The following is a 13,589-nucleotide window of genomic DNA, read 5'->3' on the forward strand; positions in this document are numbered from 1 at the left end:
ACACTTAGTCCTCTATGGTGGTCATTATGAAGCTTGGATCCTCCTTTGTCGTCCCCGCGGACCACAAACGCGTTTTCGCCCATTTCCTCGACCCGGACACGATGCGGGTCGCCATCCCCGGCGCCGCGGAGCTCGTCCGTTCGGACAGCACGCACTACCGCGGCAAGCTGGTCAACGAGATCGCGCACGTGAAGTTCAGCGCCGGGTTCTCCGCCGAGATCACGGAGCTGACCGAGCCCGAGGAGGTCAAGGCCCTCCTGAAGGGCGAGGACCACAAGCTCGGCAGCTCGATCAAGATCGACGCGCGGCTCGGCGTCCAGCCCGACGGTGAGTCTTCATCCAAAGTGGAATACAGCCTCGACGTCGCGATCTGGGGCAAGATCGGGCGCATGGGCGAGTCGATCGTCCGGCGCCGCTCGCAGGAGGTGGAGCGGGAGTTCGTGTCCGCGTTCGCCGAGATCTGCGCCGCGGGCCCGCCCGGGCCGGACAACCCCGGGCTTGCGACCGTGATCGCCAAACGGGAAGGCCCGAAGAAGCGGGTCTCCGAGACGCCCGCCGGTGACGCCGCGCCCGCCAAGGAATCCTGGTGGCGCCGCCTGCTCGCGAAGCTGTTCGGCGGGAAGAAATGACCGCCTACCACTACCCCACCACGCTCGACGAGACCTGCGCGCTCCTCGACGACGGTGAGGACACGATGGTCTACGGCGGCGGCACAGCCGTGCAGATCCTGCTCAAGCAGGGTGTGCTGTTCGCCACTGACCTGGTCGACATCGGCGGCGTGACGGGCCTGGACGAGATCTCCGAGACGTCGAAGGGGCTGCGGGTCGGCCCGCTGGTCACGTTGCGGCGCATGGAAACCAGCCCGATCGTCCGCCGCGTCGCCCCGCTCGCGGCCGAGGTCTACAGCCGCGTGGCCAACCCGCGCGTGCGCAACACGGCGAGCGTCGGCGGCAACATCGCCCACGGCGATTACCGGCTCGACCCGCCGACGGCGTTGATGGTGCTCGACGCCACAGTGGAGCTCACCTCGCGGCGCGGTTCGCGCAAGGTGCCGGCGCGCGAGTTCTTCGTCGACTTCCAGCAGACCGCGCTGGAGCACGGCGAGCTCGTGTCGGCGATCGAGATCCCCAGCCAGCCCGAGTCCGCGGGCGCGCACTTCGCGAAGCTCTCCAGCCTCGCGGCCAACGACTGGCCCGCGGCTTCGGCCGCCGCGCTCGTCGTGGAGCGCTCGCGCGGCAAGCGCGACGTCCGGCTCGGCCTCGGCGCATTGAGCCACGTGCCGGTGTTCCTGCAGTTCGAAGCGTCGGCCGACACGTCCGTGGACGACGTCGTCGGCGCCGCGAAGGAAGCCGCGACACCCCTGCTCGACCCGATTCCCGACGTGCGCGGTAGTTCCGACTACAAGCGGCGCCTCGGCCTCGTGGCCGTCGAAGAAGCTATCCGCAACTCCTGGAAGGAGGGCAACGATGACCACCGTCGAGTCTCGATCTTCGGTCGCCGCCGTCGGTGAGCGCTGGGCGCGCGTCGACGGCCGGGCCAAGGTCCGCGGTGAGCTGCGATACGCGGCTGACCAGCCGGTGCGGCCGTGCCTCGATGTCGCCGTGCACCGCAGCACCCGCCCGCACGCGAAGATCACCGCCATCGACACGAGCCGCGCGCTCGCGGCCGAAGGCGTGGTCGCCGTGGTGACCGGCGCCGACCTGTATGCGGAGTTCGGCGACCGGCTCATGACCGGCCCGGCGTTCTCCGACCAGCCGTGCCTCGCCTACGGCAAGGTGCGCTACGTCGGCGAGCCGATCGCCGCGGTGATCGCCCACGGCGTCAAGCAGGCGCGCGAGGCGGCCGAGCTGATCGAGGTCTCCTACGACGAGCTCGAGCCGGTGCACGACGTCGACAAGGCCGTGCTGGGCGCGCCGTTCGTGCACGACGAGCTGCGGCCTTCGATCGTCTTCGGCGACCTGAAGCACCTGCGCGGCAAGCGCGACACGAACGTGAACTACGAGTACAACCTGCGCAAGGGCGACCCGTCGAGCGTCAGCGGCACCACGGTGTCCTACGACTTCTGGTGCCCGCCGACGCACCACGTGCCGATCGAGCTGCCGTATGCGGCCGCCTGGTGTGAGGGCGAGCGGCTGGAGCTGCTGGCCACCACTCAGACGCCGTCGTACGTGCGACAGTCGCTGGCCGACCTGCTGGACCTGCCGCTGAACCGCGTCCGCGTGCGCACCGCGCCGCTGGGCGGGAGCTTCGGCGCGAAGATGTACGACCGGCTGGAACCGCTGGTAGCGGCGCTGGCGTGGACGCAGAAGATGGCCGTGAAGATCACGGCCACCCGCGAAGAGGCGTTCCTGCTCACCACGCGCCATGGCTGCGCGGTGGCGGGCAGCATGACCGCGGACGAGAACGGCATGATCGTGGCGTCCACTTCGGACGTCCGCTACGACACCGGCGCCTACGCCGACGTCGGCCCGCGCATCACGGCCAAGTCGGGTCTGGTGGCGCCGGGGCCGTACAAGATCGAAAACGTGCGCGTGCAGTCGCGGTGCGTGTACACGAACAAGCCGTCGGCCGGCCCGTTCCGCGGGTTCGGCGTGCCGCAGGTCACGTGGGCGCACGAGTCGCTGGCCGACGAGCTCGCGCGGCAGCTCGGCGAGGACCCGGTGGAGTTCCGCCGCCGCAACATGCTGCGCGAAGGCGACATCGCGCCGGTCGGCACGCCGATGCACAGCGCCGACTTCCTCGGCAGCCTCGACGCCGTGACCGAGGCGATCGAATGGGGCACGCCGTTCGTGAAGCAGGAGGGCACGCTGGTGCGCGGCCGCGGCGTCGCGGTCGGTGTGAAGGCCGTGCTCACGCCGACGATCTCCAACGCCGTGGTGCAGCTCAACCAGGACGGTTCGGCGTCGCTGCTGATCAGCACCATCGACATGGGTCAGGGCAGCGACACGATCATGGCGCAGATCGCCGCCGAGGTGCTGTGCCTCGGCGAGGGCGACGTACGCGTGATCCAGGCAGACACCGACGTGACGCCCTACGACACGATCACCGCCGGCAGCCGCTCGACCTACCACACCGGCAACGCCGTGCGCCTGGCCGCGGAGAACATGCGCGACAAGCTCGTGGAGCTGGCGGCGGAGCGCTTCGGCGTGGCGGCGACGGACATCAAGCTCACGTCCGACGGTCTCGTCAGCGCGCAGACGCAGGAGACCGTGTCCGTGTCGGAGCTGCTGCACGGGCACTTCGGGGCGCGCGGCACGACGCTGACGGCGGAGGCCAGCTTCACCACGTCGTGGCAGCCGTACGACCACGAGAACGGCCTGTCGCCGCAGGTCACCGAGCACTGGTTCGCCGGTGCGGCCGCGGTACAGCTCACCGTGGACACGGCGACCGGGCGGATCCACATCGAGCACCTGGCCGTGGCCGGTGACGTGGGCCGTGCGATCAACCCCACGATGGTGGAGCAGCAGCTTTCCGGCGCGGCGATCATGGGCATCGGGCACGCGCTGTTCGACCAGATGGTGTTCGACGAAGGCCAGATCGTGAACGGCACGCTGCTGGACTACCAGCTGCCGTCCATCAAGGACATGCCGGACAAGCTCACGCCGATCATCATCGAGAGTCCACACCGGACGGGTCCGTTCGGCGCCAAGGGCGTCGGCGAGACCACCATCATCCCGCTCGCGCCGGCCATCGCCAACGCCGTGCGCGACGCCACCGGCGTGCGCATCACCACACTTCCCCTGACGCCCGAACGCGTCCTGACCGCGCTGGAGGAGCAGGCATGAGGGAGATCGAACTGAAGGTCAACGGCTTGCGCCGCAAGCTGGGCGTGGCCGACGACGAGCTGCTGCTCGACGTGCTGCGCCGCGAGTTCGGCACCACGAGCGTGCGCGAAGGCTGCGGTGTCGGTGCGTGTGGTGCGTGCACGGCGCTGGTCGGCGGCAAGAGCGTCTCGACGTGCCTCTCGCGGGCCGCGCGCTTCGACGGCGCCGAGATCACCACCGCCGACGGCCTGCCGGCCGACGACGAGGTGGTGGACGAGTTCGTCGCCAACCGCGCGATGCAGTGCGGCTACTGCATTCCCGGGTTCGTGATGATGGCCCACGAGCTGCTGGGCGAGAACCCGCAGCCGACCGACGAAGAGGTCGTGGAGCACCTGGAGGGCAACATCTGCCGCTGCGGCACGTACTCCGAGATCCACGCCGCGATCAAGGCCGCGGCCACGCGCCGGGCCGCCAGGAACGAAAGGGCCACCGCGTGAACGTCGAAACCCCGCAGGGCACGCTGCACGTCCACCGGACGGGAACGTCCGGCCGGCCGCTGCTGCTCCTGCACCCGCTCGCGCTGTCCGGAGCGGTCTGGGACCCGGTGGCGCGGTTCTTCTCGGCTGAGGCGCAGGTGCTGGCCCTGGACGCGCGCGGCCACGGCGAATCCACTTGGGACGGTGCCGACTTCACGGTCGACGACATGGCGGCGGACGCGGCGGCAGTGATCGCCGCCGCGGACGCCGGTCCCGCCGACGTCGTCGGCCTGTCCATGGGCGCCAGCACCGCGCTGGCCCTCGCGGCGACGCGGCCCGAGCTCGTGCACCGGCTGGTCCTGGCCGACGGCACGGCGTACTACGGCGACGACGCCGTGCCGGTCTGGGCGGAGCGAGCCGAGCGGGCGACGACGGTGCCCCGGGACAAGCAGCTCGACTTCCAGCGCGACCGGTGGTTCGCCGAGCCGTTCCTCACCGGCCACCCGGACGAGGTCGAGCGCGTCTGCGAGATCTTCCTCAAGACCGACTCCGCAGCTCACGGCGCTGCCTGTCGCGCACTCGGCGGCCTGGACGCGCGGGCCCGCCTCGGCGACGTGAAGGCCCCGACGCTCGTGGTCGTCGGCGAGGAGGACTACGCGACGCCGCCCGCGATGTCCGAGGCAGTGGCCGCGGGCATCGCCAACGCCGAGCTGCGCATCCTGGAGAAGACCCGCCACCTCAGCCTCCTGGAGCGACCGGACCTGTGGCCCTCGCTGGCCTCGTTCTTCGGCGGCACGCAGTGACGGACGAACCCCTGCTCAGCCTCCGCACGCACCTCGACGCGATCGCGGGCTACGGCGAACTGCGCGACGTGAAGGGCGCCGACTGGGACCTCGAACTGGGCGGCATCGCCGAGCTGAGCTACCGGATGGACCCACCGCCCGCGTTGCTGTTCGACGACATCAAGGGCTACGCGAGCGGCCTGCGCGTCTTGACGGGCAGCACGGGGTCACCACGCCGGCTGGGCCGCACGCTGCGCCTCGGCGAGGACCTCGACTCCGTCGGCGTGGTGGACGCCCTGCGCGGCAAGCCTTCCCAGTGGTCGGCCGCCGCGCGGGACTTCCCCGTGCTGCCGGTGTCGGACGCGCCCCTGCTGGCCAACTCCGTTGCCGGCTCCGAGGTCAACCTCCTCGACTTCCCGGTGCCGCGCTGGCACGCCGACGACGGTGGGCGGTTCATCGGCACCGGCTGCTTCGTGGTCACGTCCAACCCGGAAACCGGCGTCCACAACGGCGGCTGCTACCGCATGGAGGTCCAGGACGACGGCCGCGGCGTCACCGTCGCGATGGTGCCGGGCAAGCACGGCGACCAGAACGTGCGGGCCTGGTTCGAGAAGGAGGGCCGGGCGCCGGTCACGGTGTCGTTCGGCCACGACCCGCTGCTGCTCGTGCTCGGCGGCACCGAGGTGCCGGGCGGGGTCTCGGAGCTGGAGTACGCGGGCGCGGTGCTGGGTTCGCGGGTGCCGGTCGTGCTGGGCCCCGACACCGGCCTCCCCATCCCCGCCGGCAGCGAGATCGCCATCGAGGGCTGGCTGCGGCCGGACCACCAGCGGGACGAGGGCCCGTTCGGCGAGTGGACCGGGTACTACTCCGGCAAGCGCCGGCCGAACCTGGCCATCGACATCACGCGCATGTACTACCGCGACAACCCGATCCTGCTCGGCGCACCGCCCGGGAAACCGCCGCACGATTACTCGTACATGCGGACCGTGATGAAGTCGGCGATGATCCACGACGAGCTCGCCGCCACCGGCGTGCCGGGTGTGGTGAAGGCGTGGGCGCACGAATCGGGTGGCGGGCGGCTGTTCATCGCCGTTTCGCTGCAGCAGCGCTACCCCGGCCACGCGCGGCAGGTCGCGTACCTCGCCGCCCAGTGCCCCGCCGCGGCGTACATGAACCGCTACGTGGTCGTCGTGGACGACGACGTCGACCCCGCCGACCCCGATGAGGTCATCTGGGCCATGTCCACCCGCAGCGACCCGTCCCGCGACATCGAGGTCATGCAGCAGACGTGGGGCAGCAAGCTGGACCCGCTGTACGTGGACGGTTCTCCCGCCTACAACAGCCGCGCCATCATCGACGCCTGCCGGCCCTTCGAACGCCTGGCCACCTTCCCCAAGGTGGCCTCCAGCGACCCGGCGTTCCTGACCTCGCTGGCCGACAAGTGGCGTGACGTGCTCAGTCAGAAGCCAGAAAACAACTGACGGAGGTCATCGAGAGTCGTGTCGCCGGCGGTCTGGAGGTCGTCCTCCGGGCGGTTGCGTCCGTAGAAAAGCCGGAGGACGGCTTCTCGGCCGCCGGTGAGCTGCGCTTCACCGCGGTTTTCGGCCTTGGTTCCGGTGAAGTGCAGTTCGCTCTCGGTGATCTCCAGGCGGCCGTCCGCCACGGTGACCGTGCGCGGTGCGAGCCGCTTTCGGGCGTCGGCGTCGTGGAACCGGCTGACGATGAGGTCGATCCGCTGCCACAGCAGCTCGCTCTCGCGCACCGTCGCCTCTCGGTCGAGGACCACCTCGATGTCCCAGCCGTGAAGCGCCTGCTCCGACAACCGGTATCCCGCGTACTCGCTCAGGCTCAGCGGACCGGCGAAGTACGGGATGGTGATGCTCTCGCCGACCGTGGCCAGCAGGTCGCGGTGGGTCCGGTCGGCTTCGAACCACGATTCCCGCTGCTCAGGACCCGCCATCGCGTCCCACTTCGCCCACACCGGCTTCGCGTCGTCCCCGGTCGGCGGCGTCAGATCCCCCTCCGCACCTCGGCGAACGAGCGTCGTGCAGATCTCCGCTGCGCTCCCCAGGTGCGACAGCACCTGCCCGACGCTCCACCCGCCAGGCCTGCCGAACGCGGGCAGCGCGAGCTTCTCCTCAGGCAGTTCCTGAACGATCTTCCCCAACCCCACGGACGTCGAATCGAGGGCGGCAAGCCAGTTGTTGGTCATACCCGTAGCCAACCGCCGCGGGGCCGCCGATGGTCCGACCGCACCCCACGCGTCGCTGATAGCGGATATAAGCCGAGCTTGGGCCCTTCACCGCGGTCAGGCCAGGTAGCGCTTGGCCCAGGTGGCGAGGATGTCCGCGGCAAAGGCGGCATCCGCGCGGCCGGTGAGCAGGTGGTCGGCACCGTCGAGCGCGACGAACGACTTCGGGTGCCGCGCGGTGTCGAAGATGACGCGGGCGTTCTCCACGCCCACCTCGGCATCCACCGGCGAATGCAGCACCAGCAACGCCGCCTTCAACCCCCGGATCCGCTCCGCTTGCGGCTGCGCGGCGATGTCGTCCAGGAACTGCTTGCGGATGCGGAACGGCCGCCCCGCCAGCACCACTTCGGCCTCGCCCTGCCGCTCGATCTGCTCGCGACAGTCACCCAGCAGCTTCGCCACGTGCTGCGGGTCGGCGGGCGCGGCGATCGTCGCCACGGCCCGCACCTCCGGCACGGCGTGCCGCGCGGCCAGCACGGCAGCGCCACCGAGCGAGTGCCCGATCAGCAGCTTCGGCGCGGCGTACTCCTCTCGCAGGTGGTTCGCGGCCGCGACGAGGTCGGCGACGTTCGAGCTGAAGTCCGTGTTGGCGAATTCGCCCTCCGACCCGCCGAGCCCGGTGAAGTCGAACCGCAGCACGGCCACGCCGAACGCCGTGAGCCCCCGCGCGACCCGCGTCGCCGCGACCACGTCCTTGTTGCACGTGAAGCAGTGAGCGAAGAGCGCGTACGCCTTGGGCTCGCCCTCCGGCAGCTCCAGCCGCGCTGCCAGCGGCGTGCCCTGAGACCCGGGAAACTCAAACCTCGTCACGCGCACTCCTTCGGCAAGACTCCTGAAGCCGATCAGACCACGCACGGCGCCACCGGGTCGACGGCGGCCGGCCGGGAGTGTCCCCTCGTACCGGGAGAATTGACCGTCAGCCGCACTTCACGGAGGCGTCCAGCAACGCGACGTACGTGACCTTCGGGCCTTCGGCCGTGAAGTCGTACGTCCACGTCGGGTGTCCCGGCACGGCCACCGCGAAGTGCCCGGCCGGCGTCGGCTTGAGGCCCTTGGCGTCGTAGAGCCGGTGCAGATCGGCCAGCGGCGTGCCCGCGCCAGCCCCCTCCGGCGTCTTGACCTGCGGCGGAGCGACGACCGAGCGCAGCTTCTCACCGGAGAAGACGGCGCCGCCGCTCGCCGCGAGCTCGGCCGCGCGCTCCTCACGCAGCTCGGTGACGGCGACGGTGGCCGCCGCGGCTTGCGCGCTCAGCTTGGCCGCCGCGGCCGACTGAGCGGCTGACTTCGCGTAGTCAGCCGCCGAACCGCGCAGCCCCGGATCCAGCACGTGCGCGTCGGCGTCCTGGGCCTTGTGGTTCAGGTCGTCGGCCTTGGCGACGGCCCGCTGCTCGGCCTCGAGCGCACCCGGCTCGGGCGCCGGCCCGCCCGCGAACGAGTACGACTCGCAGCCGTCGAAACCCGACATCGGCTGGGCCGCGAGCGTGGTGCCCGTGGCCGCCTTGGTGACACCCGGCGCGAGGCCGCGCAAGCCGTCGGGTCCCAGCGCCTCAGGCCCGGGCGCGCTCGCCTGCGGCCCGGAGCTGCAGGCCGCCAGCGCCACGAGCAACGCAGCACCGATCATGACAATCCGCATGAATATTTCCCCCTCTTTCCGGATCGGAAAACTACCCGAACCGGATCAAGGAGGCACGCGTGTTTCAGGCGAACACGTGCTCCGCCACCGCGTCGAGCTGGCGCGCCGCCGAGCCGAGCAGCTGGCGGCGAGCGCGGGCGTGCTTGAGGTGGACGTGCGCCGGGTGTTCCCAGGTGAAGCCGATGCCACCGTGGGCCTGCAGCGCATCACGGGTCGCGGCATCGGCGGCGTCGCTCGCGGCGACCACGGCGGTGCGCGCCGCCGGCAGGGCCTCGACACCGGCGTCCACGGTGGAAGCGGCCCACTCGACCAGCAACCGCGCCGCGTCGAGCTGCACGAACCGGTCGGCGAGCAGGTGCTTGAGCGCCTGGAACGACCCGATCGCCCGCCCGAACTGCCGCCGTTGCTTCGCGTACTCCACCGCTCCGTCGAGCGCCCGCTGCCCCGTTCCGACCAGCTCCGCCGCGAGCACCGTCAGTACCCGAGCCGACACCTCAGCCGAAGGCAGCTCGACAACCGGTACCGAAGAAAACGAAACCACCGCGGCCGGCTCGATCACGTCGAACGCTCCCACCGACTCCCGCCGCACCCCGGCCGCCGTCAGGTCGATCCGCACGAACCGACCCTCGACCGCCGCCACGAGCACGTCCGCGTCGAGCCCGAACGGCACCACGCGCAGCACGCCGTCCACAGTGGACCCGATCAGCCGCAACGGCGAACGATGCCCGGGAAACACCGGGAACGTCTCCCAGGCCGCCACCGCCACGGCCGAACCATCCACAAGGTTGTCCACATTGTGCACAGAGCTCAGCGCGGCCACCGCGGAAACCGCCGCGGCGAACGGGATCCGTGGCAACGCGGCCCCGACTTCTTCGGCCACCACACACAGTTCCCGCAAATCACCACCGGACCCGCCGCGTTCCTCGGGCACGCCCAACCCGAGCAGCCCGGCGTCGGCGAAGGTCTTCCACAGGGCTCCGTCGAGGCCCGCGCCCGCGGCTTCCCACGCGGGCGGCAGCGGCGCCGTGCGCGCGGCGTCGGCCAGCATCCGCCGCACCGACCCGGCGAGCTCGCGGTGTTCGTCCGTCGTCGCGTAACCCATCACGCCTCCTCGAAGATCCAGGCCCGCACCGAAGCATTGACTACCGGGTCTATCTACGCAACTGTTGAGGTCAGGACAGAGTTGTCACCCAGGCAGGAGGGCGCGTGGGAAGTTTCCGCGAGCAGGTCCGCGAGTTCGTCGCCGCCCTCGTGCCGCCCGGCTGGCGCGGCATCGGCGGCCTCGAAGGCGACGCCTACGCCGAGTTCCGCACCCGGGCCCGCGCGGCGCTGGCGGAGCGGGGCTGGGTCGCGCCCGCGTGGCCCGTCGAGTACGGCGGCGCCGGCCTCAGCCCGGCCGAACTCGTGGTGCTGGTGGAAGAACTGTCCACAGCCGGGATCCCGTTCGGCTCCGACAACGACGCGTTCGGCATTGGCATGCTCGGCAACACCATGCTCCGCCGGGCCAAACCCGAGCTGCGCATGAGATTCCTGCCGCGCATCGTCTCCGGTGAGTACGTGTTCGCCCAGGGCTTCTCCGAGCCGGGCGCCGGGTCCGACCTCGCGTCGCTCGCCGTGCGCGCCGATCCCGACGGCGACCGGTGGCGGCTCAACGGCCAGAAACTCTGGTCCTCGGGCGCGCACCTGGCCAACTGGATGTTCGTGCTCGCCCGCACCAACCGCGAAGCCGCGCCGCACAAGGGGATCAGCATGCTGCTGGTCCCGCTTGATCAGCCCGGCGTGGAAATCCGGCCGATCCGCAACATCACCGGCGGCACCGACTTCAACGAGGTCTTTTTCACCGACGCCACCACCGACCGCGAACTCGTGGTGGGTGACGTCGACGGCGGCTGGGCCGTCGCGATGACCTTGCTCGGCTTCGAGCGCGGCGAAACCGCGCTGCACGCCCCGATCCGCTTCCGCGCCGAGCTCGACCGGCTGGTCGGCCTGGTCCGCGAGCGTGGCCTGGACACCGATCCGGACATCCGCCGCCGCGTCGCGTGGTGCCACGTGCAGGTGGAGCAGCTGCGCTGCCACGGCCTCCGCACGGCCGCGCAACTGATCGACGGCGAGGAGCCCGGGCCGCGCGCAGCGGCCTTCAAGCTGCTGTGGAGCGAGTACCATCGGGTCGCCACGGAGCTCGCGCTCGACGTGCTGGGTTTCGACGCGCTCACGCCGTCGGGGCGGCCGTCGCCGAACTGGTACCACACCGACGATCCCGGCGCGCCGAACTCGACCGCGTCGTGGACCAGCGTCTACCTCAACTCTCGCGCCGGCACGATCTACGCCGGCTCGTCGCAGATCCAGCGGGCATCGTCGGCGACCTGCTGCTCGGGCTGCCCAAGGAACCCAAGCCCGCGCGCTGAACCCGCGGTCTGCCCAGGAGGAGCGATGGCCATTCGCAGCACCTACCCCGACGTCGTCATCCCCGACGGATCTCTGCCCGGCCTGCTGCTGGGCTCGCTCACTGCCGAGGAGGCCGCGCACCTCGCGGTCATCGACGCCGGCTCGGGCAGGCGCCTGACCTACGGCGAGCTCGCCACGGCCGTCGAGCGCCTGGCCGCCGCGCTGGCCGTACGCGGCATCGGCCGGGGCGACGTCGCTGTGCTCGCCGCGCCGAACTGCGCCGAGTACCCAGTCGTGTTCCACGGCGTGCTGCGCTCGGGCGCTGCGGTGTCGCCCGCCAACCCGCTCAACACCCCCGCCGAGCTGGCGCACCAGCTGCGTGACGCGGGCGCGCGGATCCTGTTCACCACCTCCGCAGGGCTCGGCACCGCGCGCGCCGCCGTGAAAGAGGAAGGCGTACGCGGCGAAGAGATCGTGGTGCTCGACGCGGCCGACGGCGTGACGTCGCTCGACGACCTGCTCGCCGGCACCGCCGCCGCGCCGCCGGAACCCAAGGCCGAGGACCTCGCCGTGCTGCCGTACTCCTCGGGCACCACCGGCTTGCCGAAGGGCGTGCTGCTGACACACCGGAACGTCGTCGCGAACCTCAGCCAGATGCGACCGCTGACGGAGCTGCGCCGGGGCAAGCGTGCGATCGCCGTGCTGCCGCTGTTCCACATCTACGGCATGAACGGGATCATGAACATCAGCCTGCTCAACCGGGCGACCGTGGTGACCATGCCGAGGTTCGACCTCAAGGGCTTCCTCGCCGCCGTGGCCGAGCACCGCGTGGACCACCTGTTCATCGCGCCGCCGATCGCGCTGGCGCTGGCGAAGGTCCCGTTCGTCACCGACTACGACCTCGGCTGCGTCGACGTGGTGATGAGCGCCGCCGCGCCGCTCGACGCCGGCATCGCCCAGGAGCTCGCCGCGCGGCTGAACGTCACGGTCCTGCAGGGCTACGGCCTCACCGAGACCAGCCCGTGCACGCACGGCATCCCGGCCGACCGGCCCGACGTCGACCGCGGGTCGATCGGGGTGCTGATGCCGAGCGTCGAGGCTCGCGTGGTCGACCCCGTGACCGGCGAAGACGCCGAGCGCGGCGAGCTGTGGGTGCGCGGCCCGAACGTGATGCGCGGCTACCTCAACAACGCCGCCGCCACCGCCGCGACCATCGACAGCGACGGCTACCTGCACACCGGCGACATCGTGACCGTCGACGACCGCGGCGTGTTCCACGTGGTCGACCGGCTCAAGGAACTGATCAAGTACAAGGGTTTCCAGGTCCCGCCGGCCGAGCTGGAGGCGCTGCTGCTGACGCACCCGGGCATCGCCGACGCGGCCGTGATCGGCGTGCCCGACGACGAGGCGGGCGAGGTGCCCAAGGCGTTCGTCGTGCGCCGGTCACCCGAGCTGGACGAGGCCGCGGTGCAGGCGTTCGTGGCCGAGCGGGTGACGCCGTACAAAAAGGTGCGGCAGGTGGAGTTCGTGGACGCGATCCCGAAGTCCGCCGCGGGCAAGATCCTTCGGAAGGTGCTGCGGCAGCGGGGGCTCGCTCACGGCTGAGCCGCAGTCGGTCGCCGAACTCCACGATCTCGACGGCGGAGTCGTGGAACAGCCGCGCCCGCGCGTGCCACGCGTCGGTGGACTCGGCCCAGGCCCGGCGCGTGTCGTGGAGCTGTTCCATGAACCCCTGGTCGAGGCGCGTGAATCCCCTGCGGTTGCGGCGTAAGGCCCGCATGGCCTCGAGTTCGTAGCGGTACACGTCGGTGTACAGATCGTCGATGCCCTGCATGGTTCCCTTGATCCGCACGAGGTCGTCGAACGCGAAAACGGGCACGGGCACGCCCCACAGCTCGTTGGCCCCGCGAAGCAGCGGTGGCCAGCGGCGCGCGCTGCGAGACCGCGCCGATGCCGACGGTGCAGAGGACGAGCACGACGATCGGCACCCACAGCGGGAACGGTGTCTTCGGGCTGCCGATGCCGAAGACCAGCGTGATCATCGCGACGGTGGCGATGGGCCACAGTGGACGATCTCGGTGGCGGATCCGGCGGTAGCGGAGGTCTTGTTCGATCGCGAGGCGCTGCCTCGCGTCATCGTCGGGGAAGTCGAGCTCGATCGCGGTCTTCGGCGAACGGGAAGAACCGTCCTTCGCGGGGCGCGCCGTCGCTCACGGTTCGCAGCCTAGGTCGATCCTGCCGGGACCGGCCCCCTAGCGATGTGGAGGATCCTCCGCTATCGTAGTAAGTATTCAGTTA

Annotated in this window: 12 protein-coding genes; 8 read left to right on the top strand and 4 right to left on the bottom strand. The window is 70.8% G+C overall.

The features are described from left to right. Positions 1-26: 26 nt before the first annotated feature. The 6 genes from AB0M56_RS06985 to AB0M56_RS07010 are packed head-to-tail and all read left to right on the top strand — an operon-like array spanning position 27 to position 6,503. Positions 27-629: an SRPBCC domain-containing protein gene (locus AB0M56_RS06985; protein WP_364171844.1), complete on the top strand. Its 603-nt coding sequence runs from the start codon at positions 27-29 to the stop codon at positions 627-629. After that, positions 626-1,510: an FAD binding domain-containing protein gene (locus AB0M56_RS06990; RefSeq protein ID WP_364171846.1), complete on the top strand. Its 885-nt coding sequence runs from the start codon at positions 626-628 to the stop codon at positions 1,508-1,510. The genes AB0M56_RS06985 and AB0M56_RS06990 overlap by 4 nt, the downstream gene beginning before the upstream one ends. Then, positions 1,467-3,785 (top strand): xanthine dehydrogenase family protein molybdopterin-binding subunit, encoded by a 2,319-nt coding sequence (locus AB0M56_RS06995; protein WP_364171848.1) that lies wholly within the window; start codon positions 1,467-1,469, stop codon positions 3,783-3,785. Before AB0M56_RS06990 ends, AB0M56_RS06995 begins: the two co-directional genes overlap by 44 nt. Continuing rightward, positions 3,782-4,261, top strand: coding sequence for a (2Fe-2S)-binding protein (locus AB0M56_RS07000; protein WP_364044427.1), 480 nt, complete (start codon positions 3,782-3,784; stop codon positions 4,259-4,261). The genes AB0M56_RS06995 and AB0M56_RS07000 overlap by 4 nt, the downstream gene beginning before the upstream one ends. Beyond that, on the top strand, positions 4,258-5,043 hold the full coding sequence (locus tag AB0M56_RS07005; protein ID WP_364171850.1) for an alpha/beta fold hydrolase: 786 nt from the start codon (positions 4,258-4,260) through the stop codon (positions 5,041-5,043). Before AB0M56_RS07000 ends, AB0M56_RS07005 begins: the two co-directional genes overlap by 4 nt. Beyond that, positions 5,040-6,503: a UbiD family decarboxylase gene (locus AB0M56_RS07010; RefSeq protein WP_364171852.1), complete on the top strand. Its 1,464-nt coding sequence runs from the start codon at positions 5,040-5,042 to the stop codon at positions 6,501-6,503. The genes AB0M56_RS07005 and AB0M56_RS07010 overlap by 4 nt, the downstream gene beginning before the upstream one ends. Here AB0M56_RS07010 and AB0M56_RS07015 read toward each other — a convergent pair. The 4 genes from AB0M56_RS07015 to AB0M56_RS07030 all read right to left on the bottom strand — a co-directional run bounded on the left by AB0M56_RS07015 (position 6,482) and on the right by AB0M56_RS07030 (position 10,008). After that, positions 6,482-7,234 (bottom strand): maleylpyruvate isomerase N-terminal domain-containing protein, encoded by a 753-nt coding sequence (locus AB0M56_RS07015; RefSeq protein ID WP_364171854.1) that lies wholly within the window; start codon positions 7,232-7,234, stop codon positions 6,482-6,484. The genes AB0M56_RS07010 and AB0M56_RS07015 overlap by 22 nt on opposite strands. 96 nt (positions 7,235-7,330) lie before the next feature. Next, positions 7,331-8,083, bottom strand: coding sequence for an alpha/beta fold hydrolase (locus AB0M56_RS07020; RefSeq protein ID WP_364171856.1), 753 nt, complete (start codon positions 8,081-8,083; stop codon positions 7,331-7,333). 106 nt (positions 8,084-8,189) lie between these two features. Then, a complete protein-coding gene (locus AB0M56_RS07025) occupies positions 8,190-8,906 on the bottom strand; it encodes a hypothetical protein (RefSeq protein ID WP_364171858.1) in 717 nt (238 codons plus the stop codon). A 64-nt stretch (positions 8,907-8,970) separates the two neighbouring features. After that, positions 8,971-10,008 (bottom strand): acyl-CoA dehydrogenase family protein, encoded by a 1,038-nt coding sequence (locus tag AB0M56_RS07030; RefSeq protein ID WP_364171860.1) that lies wholly within the window; start codon positions 10,006-10,008, stop codon positions 8,971-8,973. A gap of 104 nt (positions 10,009-10,112) precedes the next feature. Between AB0M56_RS07030 and AB0M56_RS07035 the strand changes: the two genes are divergently transcribed. Together AB0M56_RS07035 and AB0M56_RS07040 are read left to right on the top strand one after the other, a co-directional pair. Then, positions 10,113-12,896, top strand: coding sequence for an AMP-binding protein (locus AB0M56_RS07035; RefSeq protein WP_364171862.1), 2,784 nt, complete (start codon positions 10,113-10,115; stop codon positions 12,894-12,896). Positions 12,897-13,241: 345 nt separating this feature from the next. Then, positions 13,242-13,388: a hypothetical protein gene (locus tag AB0M56_RS07040; RefSeq protein ID WP_364171863.1), complete on the top strand. Its 147-nt coding sequence runs from the start codon at positions 13,242-13,244 to the stop codon at positions 13,386-13,388. Positions 13,389-13,589: the final 201 nt, after the last annotated feature.

It is taken from the genome of Amycolatopsis sp. NPDC051372 (assembly GCF_040682095.1).
Classification (GTDB): Bacteria; Actinomycetota; Actinomycetes; order Mycobacteriales; family Pseudonocardiaceae; genus Amycolatopsis.